Here is a 19,838-nt window from a genome sequence, read left to right on the forward strand (position 1 = left end):
CCCACAACCCCAATTTCAGGGCCGCGAACTCCGGGGAGTCACTCTTTCGTCTTCCGTTCTTGCGATGTTTCAAACTCTAGCAGGCTCGTTTTCGGCCGTTTCAGGGGGGGTCACTTTCGCGTTTCCGCGGTTTCCCGCATCCCCGGCCGGCCGAATCGTCGACCTGTTCTGGAGTTTTTCACTGCTGAGCCGTGACCCGCTCCTCGAAGGAGCGCCTCTCGTTCTCAAGCGACTGTCGTACGTTACCCGGTCCGCTTCGCGGTGTCAAACCCGCTCGTCCCGTTCGGTGCGCGCTTCCGAGGTCGACCCCCGGGCGCCGCCACCTTCGCCGTCCCCGCCAGGCTCTTGCGTCCTGTTCCGTCCGGCTTGCCGTGCGACGAAGAGAAAGTTACGCACACTCTCCGTGAATGTCAAATCGCCTGGTCAGACCCTTGACATTCACCTTCGGAGGAGAGTCATGACTTCCCCTTCGGGCGCAGCCAGAGCTTGACCGTGCTCGTGGCGCTCGCGGCTTCGATCGCTTCGAGCAGTTCGGACGCCGACACCGCGGTGGTGCGGCCGACCGGGACGAGCTCGTAGCCCCAGGTCCCGAATTCGCGCAGCGCCGTCGCCGGATCGTCGCCGAGTTCGGCGATGCCGGACGGGGTGAACGAGCAGATGATCGACGGGCGATCCCGCCGCAGCAGCCGGACCAGGCCGCCGAGCACCCGGTGCACGCGGGAGCCGACGTCGACGTGCACCACCGACAGGGTCATGTCGTGCAGCGTCGCGGTGCCTTCCAGCTCCTTGTCCAGCCGGACGCCGGGCACCCGGTCCTCGGCCGGGTCGGACTCCTCGACCGGGCGCACCACGACACCGCCGCCCAGGGAGGGCTCGGCGGCCAGCTCGCCCGGCGCGTCCCACGCGGCGGCTTCGACGGTGATGAGGCGCTGGCCCCAGGCCGCGGGCACGTTCACCTCGACGTTGCGCTGCAGCAGCGCCCGGCCGGCGGCGCTGGGTTCGACGGCGATCACGGCGCCGCTGTTGCCGAGCCTGCTCAGCACCCGCACCGCCTGGTAGCCGACGTAGGCGCCGACGTCGAGGAACACCCCGTCCGGTTCGAGCAGCGAATCGATCAGCGCCGAGGTCTCCGCGTCCCAGGTCGCGTGCGAGGACAGCCACGGCAGCATCAGGCTGTCGTCCGAGGGCAGCCGCAGCAGGCCCGCGTCGCAGAGCACCGGGGTGCTGGTGCCGTCGGCGGCACCGGTGTTGCGCTCGTGCTCGCGCAGCAGGATGCGCTGCAGCACGTCGGTGCGGTGCAGCGCGTAGGCCGCGTCGCTGGTCGCGGAGCGCAGCGTGGTCTCCAGCTCCTGTTCCCTGGCGGCTTCGCGTTCCTTCTCCAGCACGTCGATCCGGTCCAGGGTGCGTTCGACCGCGGTGGTGAGGCTGTCGAGGCGCTGCGCCACCAGGTCGTCCTGCCCACCGGCGCCGCCGGTGGAACCGCCCTCCAGCGCGCGGAGCCTGCGGTGCTGGTCGGCGAGGTCCGCGCGGGCCCGCACCATGCCGTCGTCGATGCTGGTGAGGCGTTCGTCGAGCTGGTCGTGGCGCTGGTCGACGCGGCCGAGCTCGGTGCGGAACTGGTCCAGCTCCTCCCCTCCCCCGTCGGCGTCGTACTGGCGGCGCAGCAGCTCCGCCGCGGTCTGCTCGACGCCGTCGACCATCGAGCGCAGCACGTCGCGGATGTGGTCGTCGTAGTGGCTGAGCACCCGCAGCACCGCCTTGCGCAGCGCGGGCGCGACCGAGTTCCGGCCGCCCGCGCCGACGTCCGGCGCCCGGTGCAGGGCGTGCCGGGCGACCAGCAGCGGGTGCAGCGGGTCGTCGAGGTCGCCGTGCCGGTCCTTGGCCCACTTGGTGCGCCAGTTCCGGTAGGCGTGCTCGACGTGCCCGCGGAGCCGCTCGGCGGCGTGGTTGACGCTGTGCTGGGCGAGCAGGTGGTCGCGGGCGCGCTGTCCGGCGGCCGTGACGGCCGCGGGGTCGTCGGCGGCGGTGCGCAGCGCGTCGGCGGCGGCTTCCACGTCCGGTTCGCCCTGGCCCTGGCAGGGCACCAGGGTCGCGCCCGCGGACCCGAGGAGTTCGGTGACGGCGCCGTGGTCGGCGGCCAGCACCGGCACCCCGTGCGCGGCGACCTCCAGCAGCCGCAGCGCGTACCGGTCGCCGCCCGCGGGCCGGTGCAGCGAGGCGACGCAGTCGGCGGCGGCGAGCAGCCCATCGGTGTCCATCTCGTCCTCGACGAGGTGCACCCGGGGATCGGCGGCGGTGGCGAGGCGGAGCCGTTCGGCGGCTTCCGGGTGCGCGGCGGCGCCGGTGACGGCGATGAGCAGGTGCGCGTCCTCCCGTTCCGGGAAGGCCGCGAAGAACGCGGTGACCAGGCCCAGCACGTTGTCCCGGCGTTCGTCGGAGTGGTCGGCGAACGCGCCGATGACGAATTCCTCGGACAGCCCGTGGCGGGCGCGCGCGGCCTTGCGGGTGGGCAGGTCCACCGGGCCGGGGTCGAGCAGCGGGAGCGCGACGACGCGGGTGGTGGGCCCACCGGCCCGGCGCGCGGCTTGGCGGGCGGCTTCGGAGAGCACCCAGGCCTCGACGGCATCGCCCGGGTCGGTGCCGTCCGGCTGCACGTCGATCAGGTGTCGCCCGGTCGGCACGGCGAGCCCGGGTTCGCAGCGCAGCACCACCGGGTAGTACGGCGTGTCCGCCGATGGCAACCCGGAGGCGCGCACGGCCGCGCGGACCAGGTCGGCGGTGCGACCGGTGCCGAGGACGGCGACGCCGAGCTGGTCGACGAGCGTGGAGCGCGCGCCGTCGCCGCGGTCGCCGAGGGCCGCGGCGGGCACCCGCCCGCTGGCGACGCCGACACCGGCGCACCACTCGCGGAACCCGGCGGCGTCCGCGCCGAACGGGTCGGGGTGGTCGGCGCGCAGCACCGGGTCGTCGGCCCACACCGCGGCGGTCCACCGGGAACCGCCCGCGGCGCGCTGCCGGTCGTCGGCGGGTTCGCAGGCCCAGCCGAGGAAGTCGGCGGGTCCGCCGCCGGGCGCGAACGGGCTGGTGGGGGCGGTGCCGCGCTGCCAGGCGTCGAGGTAGTCGCGGCGCAGCGCATCGGGCAGCGGAGTGCCGTCGGGCAGCGCGTCGTAGGGGTGCGGCTGCTCGCGGGTGTAGCCGGCTTCGACGAGCGCGTTGCGGTAGGCCGCGCACAGCCCGGCGAGCACCGGGTGCTCGGACAGCAGCACCCGCGGCCGGTCGGCGTAGTGGGTGGACAGCAGCCACGGCCGCTGCGGCTGGAACCCGTCGAAGTGGATGCTGCGCAGCAGCGCGCCGTCCACCGCGTGCCCGCCGTCGCCGGTGGGGATGAGTTCGCGCTGCGCCGCGTTCCACACCGACAGCCCGACGCCCGGATCGCGCAGCACGTGGTGGTCGACGAGCGCGGGCGCGCCGTCCAGGAGCATCCCGACGCTCGGATCGGCGCGGACCTGCTCGGCCCACGCGGTGAGGAAGTCCTCGCCACCGGGCCGCACGCCGAGCACGCTCGGGTCGAACGGCCCGGATTCGACGAGGTCGGTGGCGCTGGGCCGGAACCCGTCGGCGTAGAGGGTGCGCAGCACGCGCGGCACCAGCGCCACCGGCCGGTCGGGGGTGAGTTCGCGCAGCAGGTCGTCGAACTCGTTGAAGATCTGCACCGACGGTTCGAGGTAGAGCACCGTCGCGCCGGTCGCCAGCAGGTGCTGCAGCAGCCGGGGCCGGAGCACGGCGCGGAGCTGGTCACCGGTGCAGGCGACGGCGAGGCGGGCGAACTCGTCGTCGTCGACGCCGATCCGCCCGGGCGTGACCACGTCGCCGCCGGGCGCGGCACCACCGACGGGCAGCACCACGAAGCGGGCGCCGGGGTGGTGCTGCAGGAACGATTCGCGCAGCACCCGGGCCGCGGGCAGCTGGCCGGGTCCGGCGACGGTGCAGCCGATCAGGGTGGCCTGCTCGGCGTCGAAGTCCGTGCCACCAGCGGCTTCGGGGGCTCCGCCGTCGCGGTCGTCGTGGTGCTCGGCCGGCCACTCCGGTTCGTCGGTCCGGTGCTCCAACAGGTCGGCGGTGGCTTCGGCGTCGGGGGCGCCGGAGGGCTCGGGCTGCGCCTGCGAATCAGTCACGGGGGCGAACCTATCGCCCCGCCCTCCGGCTGCCCACGGCCTGACCCCACGAGATCGGCTTGAGTCCGGTCACAGGGGGTCCGGCGCCGGTCACAGCATCGGCATCAGGCTCTGCAGCTCGTAGGGCGTGACGCGGCTGCGGTACCCGTCCCACTCGTTGCGCTTGTTGCGGAGGAAGAAGTCGAAGACGTGCTCGCCGAGGGTTTCGGCGACCAGCTCGGACGTCTCCATCTCGGTGAGCGCGTCGTTGAGGTTCTGCGGGAGGCTGGCGTACCCGGCGGCCTTGCGCTCGCCCTCGGTCAACGACCACACGTCGTCCTCGGTGGCGGGCGGCAGCTCGTAGCCCTTCTCGATGCCGCGCAGGCCGGCGGCGAGGATCACCGCGTAGGCCAGGTACGGGTTGCAGGCCGAATCGAGGCTGCGGACCTCGACGCGCCGCGAGGAGGACTTGCCGGGCGAGTACATCGGCACCCGCACCAGCGCGGAGCGGTTCGCGTGCCCCCAGCACACGGCGGTCGGTGCTTCGCCGCCGACGATGAGCCGCTTGTAGGAGTTCACCCACTGGTTGGTGACGGCGCTGATCTCGCGCGCGTGGGTGAGGATGCCCGCGACGAACGCGCGCCCGGTGTCGGAGAGCTCGTAGGGGTTCTCCGGGTGGTAGAAGGCGTTCTGGTCGCCTTCGAACAGGCTGAAGTGGGTGTGCATCCCGGAGCCGGGCTGCGCGGTGAACGGCTTCGGCATGAAGGAGGCGTGCACGCCCTGCATGAGCGCGACCTCCTTGACGGTGTACCGGAAGGTCATCACGTTGTCGGCCATGGTGAGGGCGTCGGCGTAGCGCAGGTCGATCTCCTGCTGGCCGGGGGCGCCCTCGTGGTGGCTGAACTCGACGGAGATGCCCATCGCCTCGAGCGTTTCGATGGCGTTGCGCCGGAAGTGCGGGGCCGCGTCGTGGCTGGCCTGGTCGAAGTAACCGCCGGAGTCGGCGGGCTCGGGTTCGACGCCGGTGGTGGGCAGGTTCTTCAGCAGGAAGAACTCGATCTCGGGGTGCACGTAGCAGGTGAAGCCGGCTTCGGTGGCCTTGGACAGGGTGCGGCGCAGCACGTGCCGCGGATCGGCCCAGCACGGGGATCCGTCGGGCATGGCGATGTCGCAGAACATGCGGGCCGAGTAGTGCTCGCCGTCCGGCGTCTCCCAGGGCAGCACCTGGAAGGTCGCCGGGTCCGGCTTGGCGATCATGTCCGACTCGTAGATGCGCGAGAACCCTTCGATGGCGGAGCCGTCGAACCCGATGCCCTCGCTGAAGGCCCCTTCGAGCTCGGCGGGCGAGATCGCCACCGATTTGAGGATGCCGAGGACGTCGGTGAACCACAGCCGCACGAAGCGGATGTCACGTTCCTCCAGGGTGCGGAGCACGAACTCCTGCTGGCGGTTCATGCCCGCAGCCTAATTCCTGCGCCGGGCGCGGTGCGGGACCGTGCGTGTTGAGTCCTGGTTACCGTCCGGTCCGCGGGACGCCGGTGGTGGTGATCACGTGCAGCGGGTGCCTTCGGCGGGCAGTTCGAGGTCGGTGAGGTAGTCGATCCCGGCCTGGTCGACGCAGCTGGTGCCCTGCAGGAACGCGGTGTGCTGGGTGCCTTCGAAGGTGAGCAGCCGGGCGCGCAGCGCTTCGGCGAGGCGCACGCCCGCGTCGTAGGGCGTGGCGGGGTCGCCGGTGGTGGAGATGACCAGCAGCGGCGGCAGCCCGCTCACCCGGGGCTGTTCGGTGTCGCCGGTGACGGGCACGGGCCAGAAGGAGCACATGTCCATCGCGCTGTTGGCGGGCATCCCGTCGTCGAGGAACGGGGCCGCTTCGCGGTAGCGGCGGTCGGCTTCGCGCAGCACCTCGCGGTCGGTGACGCGCTTGTCGTCGACGCAGCGCACCGCGTTGAACGCGTCGGTGATGTTGCTGTAGGTGCCGTCGGCGTCGCGCCCGTAGTAGGAGTCGGCGAGGGTGAGCAGCAGGGTGCCGCGGCCCTGGGCGAGCTCTTCGAGGCCGGTGTTGAGCGCGGGCCACATGTTCTGCGCGTACAGCGCCTGGATGACGGCGGTGGTGGCGTCGGTGTAGGACAGCTTCCGGTCCCCGGCGGCGACCGGTTCCGCCAGCAGCGGCCGGGCGAGCCGCTGGAAGTTCGCGGTGGCCCGGGACGGGTCGGGGCCGAGGGCGCAATCGCGGCGTTCGGTGCACCAGCGGGCGAACGAGTCGAAGGCCTGCTGGAACCCGGCGCCCTGCTGCACCTGCTCGTCGATGGCGTCCTGGTTCGGGTCGATGGCGCCGTCGAGGATCATGGCGCGCACGTTGCCGGGGTAGCGCTCGGCGTAGGCGGAGCCGATGCGGGTGCCGTAGGAGTAGCCGAGGTAGGTGAGCTTCGGGTCGCCGAGCGCGGAGCGCAGCACGTCCACGTCCTGCACCACGTCGCTGGTGCCGACCCGGGCGAGCACGTCGGTGCCGGTGCGCTGCGCGCACTTGCCGGAGTACTCGCGGACTTCCCGTTCGGTCTCGGCGGTGCCCTCGGGCGAGGGGTCGTCGTCGGAGTCGAGCCGGTCGGCGTCCCACTCCTGGTCGGTGAGGCAGCGGACGGCGGGTTCGCTGGCGCCGATGCCGCGCGGGTCGAAGCCGACCTGGTCGAAGCGGGTGCCGAGTTCGGTGTTCTGCAGCGCGGGGCCGAGGCTCGCCGCGGCGCTCATCCCGGAGGCGCCGGGCCCGCCGGGGTTCATCAGCAGCGAGCCGATCCGCTGGTCGGGCTCGGTGGCGGGCTTGCGCAGCACCCCGATGCTGATCTGCTTGCCGTCGGGGTGGGCGTAGTCGAGCGGCACCTGCAACCGGGCGCATTCGAGGGTGCGGTCCTGGAAGGCGGTGCGGTCGGCGCTGCTGGTCGCGTAGTCGGCGCACGGGCCCCAGTCGAGCTGCTGGCCGTAGTACCGCTCCAGCCCGGCGGGCACGGGTCCGGCGGGGCCGCTGCGTTCGGCGTGCGGCTCCAGCACGGGGGCGCTCGGCGTGGTGGAGCAGGCGGCGGCACCGCTGAGCAGCAACAGCGCGCAGATGGCGGTCAGCAGGCGACTCATTCAGGGGATGGTGTCACGCGTTCGGAGTCGAGTTCGTCACGGGCGGTGGGTCCAGCTCCACCGGGTGCGCGAAGATGACGTTCATGCCGCAGTTGCGTCTCGCTCTAGCCCAGGTCAACGCGACGGTCGGGGACATCGCCGGGAACACGGCCATGGTCCTCGATTGGACGCGCACAGCGGTCCAGGAGGGCGCCCACGTGGTGGCCTTCCCGGAGACGGTCCTCGCCGGGTACCCGGTGGAGGACTTGGCGCTGCGCAAGTCGTTCGCGGCGGCGAACCGGGCGGCGGTGGACGCGCTGGCGGTGAACCTGCGGGAGGCCGGGTGCGGGGACGCGCTGGTCGTGGTGGGGCACCTGGACCGGGATGACGAGGGCCTGCGGAACTCGGCGTCGCTGCTCTACGGCGGCGAGGTGGTGGCGACCTACGACAAGTACCACCTGCCGAACTACGGCGTGTTCGACGAGGCCCGCTACTTCGCGCCGGGCTTCGACCTGCCGATCGTGAAGCTGCACGGGCTGGACGTGGGCCTGGTGATCTGCGAGGACATCTGGCAGAACGGTGGCCCGGTGGCGGCGCTCGGCGAGGTGGGCGTGGACCTGGTGGTGTGCGTGAACTCCTCGCCGTACGAGCGCTCGAAGGACGACGTGCGGATGCCGCTGGTGGCCCGCCGGGCCGCGGAGGCGGGGGCGCCGATCGCCTACGTGAACATGGTGGGCGCGCAGGACGACCTGGTCTTCGACGGCGATTCGATGGTGGTGGGCGTCGACGGCGAGCTGCTGGCGCGCGCACCGCAGTTCACCGAGCACCTGCTGGTGCTGGACGTGGACCTGCCCGCGGGCGGGCACACGTCGACGACGGTGCCGGAGCCGGAGGGCCGGTTGCGGCTGCCCGCGTTCGACGTGACGCGCACGGTGCTGCAGCCGGAGCCGCTGGCGCCGTACGAGCCGCTGCCCGCGCCTCCCCCGGCCGAGCCGCTGCCGGAGCTCGCCGAGATCTGGTCGGCGCTGGTCACCGGATTGCGGGACTACGTGCACAAGAACGGGTTCGGCGCGGTGACGTTCGGCTTCTCCGGTGGGATCGACTCGGCGCTGTGCGCGGCGCTGGCGGCGGACGCGCTGGGGCCGGACGCGCTGCACGGGGTGGCGATGCCGTCGGAGTACTCCTCGGAGCACTCGCGGTCGGACGCGGCGGAGCTGGCGCGCCGGTTGGGCTGCCACTTCCAGGAGATCGCGGTGGCGGACATGGTGTCGGCGTTCGTGGGCCCGCTGGGGTTGACGGGGCTGGCGGAGGAGAACGTGCAGGCCCGCTGCCGGGGCGTCACGTTGATGGCGATGTCGAACCAGCACGGGCACCTGGTGCTGGCGCCGGGGAACAAGACGGAGCTGGCGGTCGGCTACTCCACGATCTACGGCGATGCGGTGGGCGGTTTCGCGCCGATCAAGGACGTGCCGAAGACGGTGGTGTGGGAGCTGGCGAAGTGGCGCAACGCGGAGGCGGAGAAGCGGGGCGAGGTGCCGCCGATCCCGGAGAACTCGATCAGCAAGGAACCGTCGGCGGAGCTGCGCCCGGACCAGACCGACCAGGACTCGCTGCCGCCGTACGACGTGCTGGACGCGGTGCTGGACGGCTACGTGGAGGGCGACCGGGACTACTCGGACCTGGTGGCGGACGGGTTCGACGCGGACCTGGTGGAGCGGGTGATCCGGATGGTGGACCGGGCGGAGTACAAGCGCCGTCAGTACCCGCCGGGCACCAAGATCACGCTGAAGGCGTTCGGCCGGGACCGGCGCCTGCCGATCACGAACCGCTGGCGGGAGAGCCGCCCCTGACGCGCCCCGCTCCCTGCCGGAACGTCACCGGGTGACCGGCCCGTTCGCCCCGCCGCGCCGGGCCGGTGGGCCGTTCACCCGGAGATGACCGCGCCGAGGGACCTCGCCGGGGACGGGCCGTGGTTGATGTGCACGGCGAGGAGTTCGGTGCCGTCCCAGATCAGGGAGAGCTCGCGGAGGAACGCCTGCTGCGCGCCGTCGGCGTCGTAGGTGGCGAACTCGGCGACGTAGAGCCCGAACGGGCAGTGCTGCGCGATCAGCTCGCGCACCGCCCACACCTGGAGCCCTTCCAGCAGTGCGGTCACGTCGCCCGACGCCGGGTCGACGTCGTGCTCGACGAGCACGTCCAGGCCCTCTTCCGGGCTGGTGAGCTGCATGAGCGAGTAGCAGGCACGCACTGGGATCACGTCCTTCTGCGAGGTTTAGGCTGCGAACGATCGAACACTCTCCGTGCCGATCAGAGCACCGATAGTAAATAGTCATAGGTGACTCACCTAGGTCTCCGTTGGGTGATCTTTCGCTTTCACCGGGAAGGACGGGTCGATGGGATCGACGCGCGCGACGATCGGACGCAGGCAGCTCGGCGCGGAACTCCGCGACCTGCGGGTCGCCGCCGGACTCAGCCAGAAGGACGCAGCCGAGGTCATCGAATGCGACACCAGCCTGGTCAGCAGGCTCGAACGCGGACAACGCTCGATCAAGATGCTGGAACTGGACGCGCTGCTGCGGCACTACGGCGCCCCTGACGAACGCCGCGCGCAGATCGCCGAACTGGCGAAGGCCGCCCGGCAACGGCTGCCGCGCCGGACGTACTCCGACAACCTGCCGGGAGCGTTCCGCAGGCTCAGCGACCACGAGCAGGACGCGACCGAGATCTACTACTCGGACAGCGAACTCATCCCAGGACTCCTCCAGACCGAGGACTACATCCGGGCGATGATGCGGGTGAACCGGGCTGAAGCACTGGGAACGAGCGAGGAGGACGCCGAAGAACGGGTCAGCTTCCGCCTGACGCGGCAACTGCTGCTGACCCGCGAACGTCCCCCGCACCTGTGGTTCGTGGTCGGCGAGGCCGCGCTGCGTCGCCCCATCGGTTCGCCGAAGATCCTGCACGAGCAGCTCGCGCACCTGATCGACCTGACCGAGAGGCTTCCGCACCTGGTGATCCAGGTAGCCCCTCTGTCCATCATGGACCATCCATTGCTCGGAGCTCCACTGGAATTGCTCCGGTTCGACGGGCTTGCCTCAGACATCGTGCACCAGCCAACCTTGGTGGGCGGCGGCGTGTACATCACCGATGACGAAGACGTCCAGTTCTGCATCCGCGCTTTCGACCAGCTCCGGGCCGTCGCTCTCGGGCCGACGGAGTCGCAGAACTTCATCAGGGCACGAGCGGAGGAACTTCACGATGAGCACTGACCATGCCGCGTCCGGTTGGTTCACGAGCAGCTACAGCGGCCCGCACAACAACAGCTGCGTCGAGGCGCGGATCATCGCTGGGCGCATCGACATCCGCGACTCCAAGGATCGAGAAGCCGGACACCTCAGCTTCGGCGCTGATGCGTGGCGGGGATTCTTAGGCCGGCTCAAGCGATGAGCGGCGACCGCGACACCGGCTGGTTCACGAGCAGCTACAGCGGCCCGCACAACAACAATTGCGTCGAGGCGCGGATCACCGGGCACGGGATCGACATCAGGGATTCCAAGGACCCGGCCGGTGATCGTCTCAGTTTCAACTTCCGGGTGTGGCGCGATTTCCTGGACCGCCTACCGCGGTAGGAACGCGATGGGACGCACCGGTTGCGGGAAGTGGAGCAACCGGTGAACGACCCACTGGACCGATCTTGGTGGACGAATGGGGCAGTGATTCCGATAGTCTCCCCGCACGAGCCGCACGGGCACGACCGCCAGGAGGGCTTGCATGGGGTGGAGAAAATCGGCGTCCGCCATCGCATTGGTGGCGCTGACCGGCGCTTTCGGCGCGGGCTGCGCGGATTCGGGCGGTGCGGATTCGGGCGGTGCGCCGGAGAACGCCGCCCCCACGCCCGGCGCGGTCCGGTCCACATCGGACCGGTCCAGGTTGGACGAGGTCGCCGAGCGCGGCGAGCTGCGGGTGTGCAGCACCGGCGACTACCGGCCCTTCACCTACCGGGACGAGGCCGGCGGCTGGAGCGGCATCGACGTCGACATGGCGCGCGACCTGGCCGCATCGCTGCACGTGCGCGCCACCTTCGTCGGCACCACCTGGTCGACGCTGAACGAGGACTTCCGGCAGCGGTGCGACATCGCGGTCGGCGGCGTCTCCATCACCCTGGACCGCGCCCGCGAGGTGTTCTTCACCGAGCCGTACGCGGTCGACGGCAAAACTCCGATCACCCGCTGCGAGAACGCGGCGCGATTCCAGACGACCGAGCAGATCGACCGGCCCGGAGTTCGCGTGGTCGTGAACCCGGGCGGGACCAACGAAAAGTTCGCCCGCGAGAAGTTGCACCGCGCGGAGATCGTGCCGCACCCCGACAACAACACGATTTTCGAACAGATCCGCAACGGCCGAGCCGATCTCATGATCACTGATGGTTCCGAGACCAAATGGCAGGCCAGGCAACACCCCGAACTGTGCGCGGTGCACCCCGACCGCCCGTTCACCTTCGCCGAGAAGGCCTATGCGCTGCCGCGCGGCGACGTGGACTTCCAGGAGTTCGTGAACCAGTGGCTGCACCTGCGGACGCACGACGGAACGTACGAACGGATAGCAGAACCGTGGATCGGCTGAACCCCGAAAACGGAACCGAAAAGGCCCGAACGACGAATCCGACCGACCAGAACCCGCCCCGACCAGGCACACCGCGGCTCGGACACGCACTCCACCAGCGGAGATCACCTACCGGTGTTTTCACGCCCCGGAGAGTGAGTAGCATCGCGAGCCCAGGGGAGATCCGCGGGATTTCACCGAGCAAGCCGGACCAGGGGCTGCCGGGGGCGAACCCGGCTCGCCACCCGCGCTGCGCTCCCCCACCGCACCGCCGAGGGCCCGCGGTGCGCAGGCCAGAGCCACCGACCGCGACGAGGACCTGATTGATGTCAGCACCCACCTACACCCAATCCGCGGCCAAGCGCCGCCACCTGGCCCGATCCCTGCTGGTACTGCTGATCTCCGGGGTCGTCACCGCTGGGCTGAGCACCTGGGTCGCGTTAGCGAGCCCGGAATCCGCGCGGCTGCCGATCGCCTGGAGCACCGGCATCGCCGCCGCCGTCATCAGCATCGCGTGCGCCATGGCCAGCTGGGGCATGCAGAACGCGAACTTCTACCGCACCCGCGCGGAGAAGGCCGACGGCGCCACCGCCAAGCTCGCCGATGAGACGCTGCCCGCGCTGGTCACCCGGCTGCGCTCCGGATCGTCGGTGGACACCGCGCTCAGCGAGATCGACCACCCCCGCAACCCCACCCACCAGCGCATCCTGCGCGCCCTCGGCCAGGAGATCGGCAACGGGGAGCGCTCCCGCGCCGCCGCGATGCTCGCGTGCGCCAACGCCGCGGGCCGGATGCAGGCGCTGTCCACGAACATGCTCGCCAGCCTCCGCGAGATGGAGGAGCGGCACGACGAATCCGTGCTCGGCGACCTGCTCGAACTCGACCACACCACCGCGCAGGCCGGTCGCCTCGCCGACAGCATCGCGGTCCTCACCGGCGCCCGCTCCGGCCGCCGCTGGACCAAGCCCATCAAGATGGAGAGCATCCTGCGCGGCTCGGTCGGCCGCATCGCCGCCTACAAGCGGGTCCGGCTGCACTCGACCAGCACCATCGCCATCGTCGGGTACGCCGCCGAAGGCGTCATGCACGCGCTGGCCGAGCTGATGGACAACGCCACCAGCTTCTCCCCGCCGTCCGAACTCGCGCACGTCTACGTCGAAGAGGTGCACTCCGGCGTCATCGTCACCATCGAGGACGGCGGCCTCGTGATGAGCGAAGCGGCGATGAAGCGCGCCGTGCACGCCGTCGGCTCCGAACCGCTCGACCTCACCAAGCTCAACGGCACCCGCCTCGGCCTCGCCGTCGTCGGCTGCCTCGCCCGGAAGCACGGGCTCACCGTCTCGTTCCGCCCGTCCTCGCGCGGCGGCACCGGGGTCGTCGTGATGATCCCGCGCAAGCTGATCACCCAGCCGCGCAAGCAGGAGGAGATCACGCTGCCCAGCCGCAGCGTCGGCGTCACCCAGCAGCCCGCGCAGCTGAGCTCCGTGCCCAGCGGCGGCACCACCACCGCCACCGGCACCCTGCCGCGGCAGGACGTCGGCTCGGGCACCCGCACCGCCGACACCGCCGACCGACGGGAGCCGACCGTGCAGAACCTGCCCAAGCGCCGCCGCGGCGAAACGCTCGCGGCCGCGGCACCGTCCCTCGCGGCAGGACCCGAGGACGAGACCCCCCAGAAACCCGCCCCGACCCGGCCCCGGCCGAACGCGGGCGCCCGGTTCGGCGCGTTCCGGCAAGCGAGCCGGCCCAGCGACGGCTCGCAGTCCGACGACGCGCGCTGACCGAACCGACGACGACAGAAGGAATGGAGGCAGGGGCGACCGGCCACGCCGAGAACCCCGACATCTCGATGAACAACGACCACAACCTCGACTGGTTGCTGGAGAACCTGCTGGGACGCACTCCAGGGGCCAAGCACGCGCTCGTGCTGTCCAAGGACGGCCTGAAGGTCTGCCACTCCCCCGGTCTCAGCAACGACCAGGCCGACCAGCTCTCCGCGATCGCCTCCGGCATCCAGAGCCTCTCCTACGGCGCCTCCGTCGAATTCGGCGATGGCAGCGGCGGCGTCCGGCAGTCCATGACCGAGTTCCACGGCGGCCTGCTGTTCATCGTCGAAGCCGGTGAAGGCGCGCACCTCGCCGTGCTCGCCGACGAGGAAGCCGACGTCGGCGTCATCGGGCACAACATGAACGAGCTCGTCGAGCAGATCGGCGACTACCTCAGCGCTCCGCCGCGCCAGGCCCAGCCGAGCGGGTTGTCATGAGCTGGCGGCCCCTCCACAACGAAGATCCGGACCGGCTCTACACCGTGACCGGGGGACGCAGCAGCGCGAACGAAGAGTCGCTGGACCTGGTCACGCTCATCGTCAGCGAGTGCGACCCGACTCCCGGCATGCAGTCCGAGCACATCCGCATCCTGCAGATGTGCAAGCAGCCGATGGCGGTCGTGGAGATCTCCTCCCACCTGAGCATGCCCGTCGGAGTGGTGAAGATCCTGCTCTGCGACCTGCTCGACACCAACCGGATCACCGCACGCCATCCCAGTTCCGCGCCGGCGAACCGCAAGCAGGCGCAGCTCCCCGATCCCGACGTCTTGAAGCAGGTTCTCGTTGGACTCCACAACCTCTGACCCCACGAGCCGGCCGCTGCGCAGCACCGCCAGCGACGGGCTCAAGATCGTCATCGTCGGCGGCTTCGGGGTCGGCAAGACCACCATGGTGCGCTCGGTCAGCGAGATCCGGCCGCTGAGCACCGAGGAGACCATGACCCAGGCGAGCCTGGGCATCGACGACTCCACCGCGGTGCGGGACAAGACCACCACCACGGTCGCGTTCGACTTCGGCCGCATCAGCCTGGACGCCGAACGGGTGCTGTACCTGTTCGGCGCCCCCGGGCAGCAGCGGTTCTGGTTCCTGTGGGACCGGTTGTTCTCCGGAACGCTGGGGGCCGTCGTGCTCGTCGACACCCGGCGGCTGGAGGACTCCTGGTACGCGATCGACCGGCTGGAGCACCACGGGATGCCGTTCATCGTGGCGCGCAACAACTTCGGGGAGCAGGACCACGAGCTCGAAGCGGTGCGCGACGCGCTGTCGCTGCCCCCGCACATCCCGCTGATCGACTGCGACGCGCGGGACCGGGCCTCCAGCAAGAAGGTGCTGATCGAACTGGTCAACCACCTCTACGCCCTGGCCACCGCCCCCGCGGGGGCCCGGCCATGACACCGGCCGAACCCGGCCGGTCGCACCGCGCCGCGCCGCACCGAACCGGCGTGCCGCGCGGAACGCGGTGCACCGAGGCCTCGGCAGGGCCGTACCGGCGGCGGCCCGCCGGTCACGGCCCGGCCGTGCCCCTCCCGCCGGCTCGCGGTGCCCACCGCACCGGCGGGGCGGGGGCGTCCCGGTGGGGTCCGAAGGCGCCGCAGCAGGGGCGCGGCCCCGGCCCGAGCCGCGCCGTCCCCGCCTGAACCGGCGCGACCGGTGGATCGCCGACGTCCACCGGCCGCGGCAAGACCGAGGATGCCGTCATCCGTCGTCGGCAACGGCCGACCGCCGTGCGAGCCGAGCCGGGCCGACGTCACCTGACGACATCCGGTGATCCGACCTCGACCGACCGGACCAGGCCCGGTCGTGCACCGGAGATCAGGCCACTCCCTGTCCGAACGGAAACCCGGGAGCTTCAATCCCATGACCGACCCAGACATCTGGCCCACGACCGACCCCAGCCCCAGCGGCTGCCCGGTCGGGCGCGAACCCATCGCCCTGCACGGACCCCGGTTCCAGCAGAACCCGTCGCAGCTGTACCGGCAGATGCGCAACGACTACGGGCCCGTCGCGCCCGTGCGCCTCGAAGGCGACGTGCCCGCGTGGCTCGTGCTCGGCTACCGCGAAATCCACCAGGTGGAGAACAACCCCGAACTGTTCGCCCGCGACACCCGGCGCTGGAACGCCTGGGACAAGGTGCCGGAGAACTGGGGCCTGATGGCGTTCGTCGGCTACCAGCCCTCGCTGATGTTCACCGAAGGCGACGAGCACCGCCGCCGCACCGGCGCCATCGGCGAATGCCTCGAAGCCGTCGACCAGTTCGAGCTGCGCACCATCTGCGAGCAGATCGCCGACGACCTCATCGACGCGTTCGCGGGCGGCGGCGAAGCCGACCTGATGGCCCAGTTCGCGCACCCGATGCCGCTGCGCGTCATGGCCCGGCTGTTCGGCCTCGGCGACGACGAGGCCGGGGCGCTCATGCAGGACCTCACCGACACCGTCGCCAGCGACGACGGCGTCGGCGCCTACCAGCGCATCCAGGACCGGATGCAGCGGCTCGTCAAGCGCAAGCAGGAGAACCCCGGCGCCGACCTGCCGTCCCGGCTGCTGGTGCACCCGGCGGGCATGACCGAAGAAGAGATCCTGCAGGACCTGCTGGTGGTGCTCACCGCCGCGCAGCAGCCCGTCGCCTACTGGATCGGCAACGCGATCCGGCTGATGCTCACCGACGAGCGGTTCGCCGTGACCCTCTCCGGCGGCAGGCGGTCCGTCGGGCAGGCGCTCAACGAAGTGCTCTGGGAGGACACCCCCACCCAGAACTTCATCGGCCGCTTCGCCTCCCGGGAGACCGAGCTCGGCGGACAGCGCATCCACACCGGGGACATGCTGGTGCTCGGCTTCGCCGCCGCCAACACCGACCCGCAGGTGCGGCCGGACGCCTACTCCGACTCCATCGGCAACAACGCGCACATGTCCTTCGGGCACGGCGAGCACGGCTGCCCGCACCCCGGGCCGGAGATCGGCGCGGTGATCTCGCGCATCGCCATCGAAGTGCTGCTGGACCGGCTGCCGGACGTGGTGCTGGCCGCCAACCCCGACGCGCTGGTGTGGCTGCCGTCGGTGTGGATGCGGGGGCTCGCGGCGCTGCCGGTCCAGTTCAGCCCCAGCTACACGGTCAGCGCCTGACCGCTCGTTGCTCGACTTCTGCCACGCGGCACTCGGGTGGCGGAACCTCAGCGGTCTTCTCGCTGCGGGATCGTTTTCGCCGGTGGCTCAGAGCCACAGGAGAAAACGCCGTCCTCGCGAGAAGACCGCTGAGAACCCGCGGGTGGGCTCGCTGATCGGGTGGGCACTGTTCGGCGGCTTCGCCGCCGGTGCGGAACGACCGCGGCCTCCGCACGAGTTCGAAGGCGGGCGGTCGGCGGGGAGAACCTCGCACGACGCCGTTCGATCCGGAGTGCGGGTGTCGGCAGGTGAATGGCCCATCGGCCCGGGAAGTCCGGGTGGGTGGGCCATTCGACTGTTCCGCGGCCGCGGATCAGGCGGGGGTGAAGACGACCGGGACCGACTCCGGACCGCGGGTGAACACGCCCTGCTCCGGCGGGTCGAACCCCGGGGCCAGCCGCGCGTCCGGCATCGCGTCCAGCAGGTCGTTGATGCCGACCTCGATCTCCGACTTCGCCAGCAGCGCGCCCACGCAGAAGTGCCTGCCCAGCGCGAAGGACAGGTGGTCGGCCGCGGCGGTGAACGCGGTGCGGGCGGGCAGGTCCTCGCGGAACACGTCGAAGCGCTCCGGGTTCGCGTAGTGCTCCGCGTCGCGGTTCGCCGCGCCGATCAAGCAGGTGAGCGTGCTGCCCTTCGGCACCACCCCGCCGCTGAGCTCCACGTCCTCCGCGGGCTGCCGCATGATCATGTGGACCGGCGGGGAGAAGCGCAGCGTCTCGGCGAACGCCTGCGGGATCAGCTCGCGGTTCTCCCGCACCGCCGCCAGCTGGTCCGGGTGCCGCAGCAGGTTCAGGAACATCGCGGCGATCGCCTTGTCCGTGGTCTCGCCGCCCGCCGCGAGCAGCAGGCTGCAGAACGCCTTGATGTCCTCGTCGCTCATCTTCGTGCCGTCGATCTCGGCGGTGCACAGCGTCGAGAGCAGGTCGTCGCCCAGGTTCTCCCGGCGTTCCTGGATCACCGGGATCATGTACTCGGCGAACTCGGCGCGGGTCCGCATGCCCGCCTCCACCACGTCCGGGTCCTGGCTCAGGTTCCCCAGGAACGCGATGATCGACGTGTACCAGCCCTGGAAACGTCCCCGGTCCTGCTCGGCCAGGCCCAGCATGTCGGCGATCACCCTGATCGGGAACTTCGTCGCGTAGTCCGCGACCAGGTCGGCTCGGCCGGTGCCGCGGAACTCGTCGATCAGCGCGCGCGAGTTGCGCTGGATCACCGGCAGGAACTTCTCCTGCAGCTCGCTGCCCCGGAACGCAGGCGCCACCAGCGCGCGGCGCACCGCGTGCTCCCGGCCGTCCAGCTGCAGGATCGTGCGCCCGTGCACCGGTTCCAGCTGCCAGTCGTAATTCTGAGTGGTGAACACCGGCTCGCGGAAGGCGCGCTTCACGTCCGCGTAGCGGGAGATGATGTAGCTCTGGGTCGGTTCGTGCCACAGCAGCGGGAAGTCATCTCGCAGCACCTGGTACGACGGGTTGGGATCCAGGGCGAAATCCGGGGACAAGATGTCTGGAGCTTGTTCGGCCGCGGTCATGCTGCTCCCTCTGTGATGCAATGCAAACCCGATCAGGCTAGGCAGGACAACGGGAACAGGTCCAGTAGATGATCTTGACTTGACCCGGAGAGCGCAACGCACTCCGCCGAAGGTGGGTGCCGATCCCGCTGGCTGCTGCGGTCGGTTGCGACTACTTGAGCCGCAGAGCGCAACGAGGATGCATCGATGCACACACCCGTTCGCCAATCTCGCCCGGAACACCCCTCCCGCGCCGAATCGCCCGCCCATTGCAACCAGAACTTGCATCAATGATCATCGGCGCCGGTCACGGCTGTGACTTGCATCGTCCGGCTCTCCTCCCCGCACCCCCGCACGTGCGACCCTGGCTGGCGCAAGACGTCGCAGAACGCCCAGGGACCCGCAGCGCGGGCCTTGAGGAAGAAGGACGGTCGAAGATGAACGCTGCACCGCAGCCCACCTCAGGAGAGACAGCCGCCCCGTACGGGAGTACCCCCGCCCGGCGCCGCGTCCGCATCCACCACCTGCAACAGCTCAAGGAGCGCGGCGAGAGCTGGCCGATGCTCACCTCCTACGACATGTACACCGCGCGGATCTTCGACCAGGCCGGGATTCCCGTGCTCCTGGTCGGCGACTCGGCGGCCAACAACGTCTACGGCTACGAGTCCTCGCTACCGGTGACCGTCGACGAACTGCTGCCGCTGGTCCGCGCCGTCACCGGCGCCACCGAACACGCGCTCGTCGTCGCCGACCTGCCGTTCGGCTCCTACCAGGCCTCCCCCGAACAAGCGCTCGGCACCGCGGCCCGGTTCATGAAGGAAGGGCGCGCGCACGCCATCAAGCTCGAAGGCGGCAAGCGCTACGCCGCCCAGGTCGAAGCGCTCGTCTCCGCAGGCATCCCCGTCATGGGGCACCTCGGGTTCACGCCGCAGAGCGAACACGGGCTCGGCGGCTACCGGGTGCAGGGGCGCGGCGACCAAGCCGCCGAACTGCTCGCCGACGCCCGCGCGCTGCAAGAGGCCGGCGCGTTCGCCGTCGTGCTCGAAATGGTGCCCGCCGACGCCGCCAAGCAGGTCACCGCCGAGCTCGACATCCCCACCGTCGGCATCGGCGCCGGACCCGACACCGACGCGCAAGTGCTGGTGTGGACCGACATGGCCGGGATGAACACCGGGCGCACCGCGCGGTTCGTCAAGCGGTACGCCGACCTCGGCGGCACCCTCGCCGACGCCGCGAGCCGCTTCGCCGACGAGGTCCGCGGCGGGTCGTTCCCGGCGGCGGAGCACTCCTTCAACTAGCCACGGTTCGGAGTGAACGGACCGTTCATCCAGCTCTATCGGACGGGCGGTCCGTTCACCCCACAAGACCGGTCGTGCACGAACTTCTTTTCGGAGTGAACGGACCGTTCGCCCAGCCCTATCGGACGGGCGGTCCGTTCACCCACGTCGCCGCACGACCGGTCGTGCACGAACCTCTACCCCGAGTGAAC

16 protein-coding genes are annotated in these 19,838 nt (G+C 70.8%); 11 read left to right on the forward strand and 5 right to left on the reverse strand.

Annotated features, from left to right (window positions below):
* Positions 1-455 precede the first annotated feature (455 nt).
* The 3 genes from AC29IT_RS13390 to AC29IT_RS13400 all read right to left on the reverse strand — a co-directional run bounded on the left by AC29IT_RS13390 (position 456) and on the right by AC29IT_RS13400 (position 7,277).
* Positions 456-4,175: a glycosyltransferase gene (locus AC29IT_RS13390; RefSeq protein ID WP_488218890.1), complete on the reverse strand. Its 3,720-nt coding sequence runs from the start codon at positions 4,173-4,175 to the stop codon at positions 456-458.
* Positions 4,176-4,265: 90 nt separating this feature from the next.
* On the reverse strand, positions 4,266-5,609 hold the full coding sequence (glnA, locus tag AC29IT_RS13395) for a type I glutamate--ammonia ligase (protein ID WP_358445732.1): 1,344 nt from the start codon (positions 5,607-5,609) through the stop codon (positions 4,266-4,268).
* A gap of 93 nt (positions 5,610-5,702) precedes the next feature.
* On the reverse strand, positions 5,703-7,277 hold the full coding sequence (locus AC29IT_RS13400; RefSeq protein ID WP_488218891.1) for an alpha/beta hydrolase: 1,575 nt from the start codon (positions 7,275-7,277) through the stop codon (positions 5,703-5,705).
* A gap of 83 nt (positions 7,278-7,360) precedes the next feature.
* On the opposite strand from AC29IT_RS13400, the gene AC29IT_RS13405 reads away from it, so the two are divergent.
* Positions 7,361-9,106: an NAD+ synthase gene (locus AC29IT_RS13405; protein ID WP_358445737.1), complete on the forward strand. Its 1,746-nt coding sequence runs from the start codon at positions 7,361-7,363 to the stop codon at positions 9,104-9,106.
* Positions 9,107-9,180: 74 nt separating this feature from the next.
* On the opposite strand, the gene AC29IT_RS13410 is transcribed toward AC29IT_RS13405, so the two are convergent.
* Positions 9,181-9,513, reverse strand: a complete 333-nt coding sequence (locus AC29IT_RS13410; RefSeq protein WP_358445740.1) for a hypothetical protein — start codon at positions 9,511-9,513, stop codon at positions 9,181-9,183.
* Positions 9,514-9,649: 136 nt separating this feature from the next.
* Here AC29IT_RS13410 and AC29IT_RS13415 point away from each other — a divergent pair, with 136 nt between their 5' ends.
* From AC29IT_RS13415 to AC29IT_RS13455, 9 genes are all read left to right on the forward strand, one after another.
* A complete protein-coding gene (locus AC29IT_RS13415) occupies positions 9,650-10,525 on the forward strand; it encodes a helix-turn-helix domain-containing protein (RefSeq protein WP_358445743.1) in 876 nt (291 codons plus the stop codon).
* Positions 10,515-10,703 (forward strand): DUF397 domain-containing protein, encoded by a 189-nt coding sequence (locus AC29IT_RS13420; RefSeq protein ID WP_358445746.1) that lies wholly within the window; start codon positions 10,515-10,517, stop codon positions 10,701-10,703. Before AC29IT_RS13415 ends, AC29IT_RS13420 begins: the two co-directional genes overlap by 11 nt.
* A complete protein-coding gene (locus tag AC29IT_RS13425; protein WP_358445749.1) occupies positions 10,700-10,885 on the forward strand; it encodes a DUF397 domain-containing protein in 186 nt (61 codons plus the stop codon). Before AC29IT_RS13420 ends, AC29IT_RS13425 begins: the two co-directional genes overlap by 4 nt.
* 142 nt (positions 10,886-11,027) lie before the next feature.
* Positions 11,028-11,879, forward strand: coding sequence for a transporter substrate-binding domain-containing protein (locus AC29IT_RS13430; protein ID WP_358445751.1), 852 nt, complete (start codon positions 11,028-11,030; stop codon positions 11,877-11,879).
* A 305-nt stretch (positions 11,880-12,184) separates the two neighbouring features.
* Complete coding sequence (locus tag AC29IT_RS13435) at positions 12,185-13,639, forward strand: sensor histidine kinase (protein WP_358445754.1); 1,455 nt, start codon at positions 12,185-12,187, stop codon at positions 13,637-13,639.
* 23 nt (positions 13,640-13,662) lie between these two features.
* Positions 13,663-14,121 (forward strand): roadblock/LC7 domain-containing protein, encoded by a 459-nt coding sequence (locus AC29IT_RS13440; RefSeq protein WP_488218892.1) that lies wholly within the window; start codon positions 13,663-13,665, stop codon positions 14,119-14,121.
* Entirely contained in the window at positions 14,118-14,486 is a 369-nt protein-coding gene (locus tag AC29IT_RS13445; RefSeq protein ID WP_358445757.1) for a DUF742 domain-containing protein, read from the forward strand. Before AC29IT_RS13440 ends, AC29IT_RS13445 begins: the two co-directional genes overlap by 4 nt.
* The gene (locus tag AC29IT_RS13450) at positions 14,467-15,075 is read left to right on the forward strand and encodes a GTP-binding protein (RefSeq protein ID WP_358445760.1); all 609 of its coding nucleotides are present in this window, start codon (positions 14,467-14,469) and stop codon (positions 15,073-15,075) included. The genes AC29IT_RS13445 and AC29IT_RS13450 overlap by 20 nt, the downstream gene beginning before the upstream one ends.
* A 465-nt stretch (positions 15,076-15,540) precedes the next feature.
* On the forward strand, positions 15,541-16,803 hold the full coding sequence (locus AC29IT_RS13455; RefSeq protein WP_488218893.1) for a cytochrome P450: 1,263 nt from the start codon (positions 15,541-15,543) through the stop codon (positions 16,801-16,803).
* Between the two features lie 352 nt (positions 16,804-17,155).
* Here the strand turns inward: AC29IT_RS13455 and AC29IT_RS13460 are convergent, their stop codons facing one another.
* The gene (locus AC29IT_RS13460; RefSeq protein ID WP_488218894.1) at positions 17,156-18,370 is read right to left on the reverse strand and encodes a cytochrome P450; all 1,215 of its coding nucleotides are present in this window, start codon (positions 18,368-18,370) and stop codon (positions 17,156-17,158) included.
* Positions 18,371-18,786: 416 nt separating this feature from the next.
* Between AC29IT_RS13460 and panB the strand changes: the two genes are divergently transcribed.
* Complete coding sequence (gene panB, locus AC29IT_RS13465; protein WP_358445765.1) at positions 18,787-19,647, forward strand: 3-methyl-2-oxobutanoate hydroxymethyltransferase; 861 nt, start codon at positions 18,787-18,789, stop codon at positions 19,645-19,647.
* Positions 19,648-19,838 lie beyond the last annotated feature (191 nt).

It is taken from the genome of Saccharopolyspora sp. MMCC62 (assembly GCF_057736575.1).

Coding starts and splice junctions, on each gene's coding strand:
- AC29IT_RS13430 (WP_358445751.1), top strand. CDS start 11,028: ATGGGGTGGAGAAAATCGGCGTCCGCCATCGCATTGGTGGCGCTGACC.
- AC29IT_RS13425 (WP_358445749.1), top strand. CDS start 10,700: ATGAGCGGCGACCGCGACACCGGCTGGTTCACGAGCAGCTACAGCGGC.
- AC29IT_RS13420 (WP_358445746.1), top strand. CDS start 10,515: ATGAGCACTGACCATGCCGCGTCCGGTTGGTTCACGAGCAGCTACAGC.
- AC29IT_RS13460 (WP_488218894.1), bottom strand. CDS start 18,370: ATGACCGCGGCCGAACAAGCTCCAGACATCTTGTCCCCGGATTTCGCC.
- AC29IT_RS13415 (WP_358445743.1), top strand. CDS start 9,650: ATGGGATCGACGCGCGCGACGATCGGACGCAGGCAGCTCGGCGCGGAA.
- AC29IT_RS13400 (WP_488218891.1), bottom strand. CDS start 7,277: ATGAGTCGCCTGCTGACCGCCATCTGCGCGCTGTTGCTGCTCAGCGGT.
- AC29IT_RS13445 (WP_358445757.1), top strand. CDS start 14,118: ATGAGCTGGCGGCCCCTCCACAACGAAGATCCGGACCGGCTCTACACC.
- AC29IT_RS13440 (WP_488218892.1), top strand. CDS start 13,663: ATGGAGGCAGGGGCGACCGGCCACGCCGAGAACCCCGACATCTCGATG.
- AC29IT_RS13435 (WP_358445754.1), top strand. CDS start 12,185: ATGTCAGCACCCACCTACACCCAATCCGCGGCCAAGCGCCGCCACCTG.
- glnA (WP_358445732.1), bottom strand. CDS start 5,609: ATGAACCGCCAGCAGGAGTTCGTGCTCCGCACCCTGGAGGAACGTGAC.
- AC29IT_RS13455 (WP_488218893.1), top strand. CDS start 15,541: ATGACCGACCCAGACATCTGGCCCACGACCGACCCCAGCCCCAGCGGC.
- panB (WP_358445765.1), top strand. CDS start 18,787: ATGAACGCTGCACCGCAGCCCACCTCAGGAGAGACAGCCGCCCCGTAC.
- AC29IT_RS13405 (WP_358445737.1), top strand. CDS start 7,361: ATGCCGCAGTTGCGTCTCGCTCTAGCCCAGGTCAACGCGACGGTCGGG.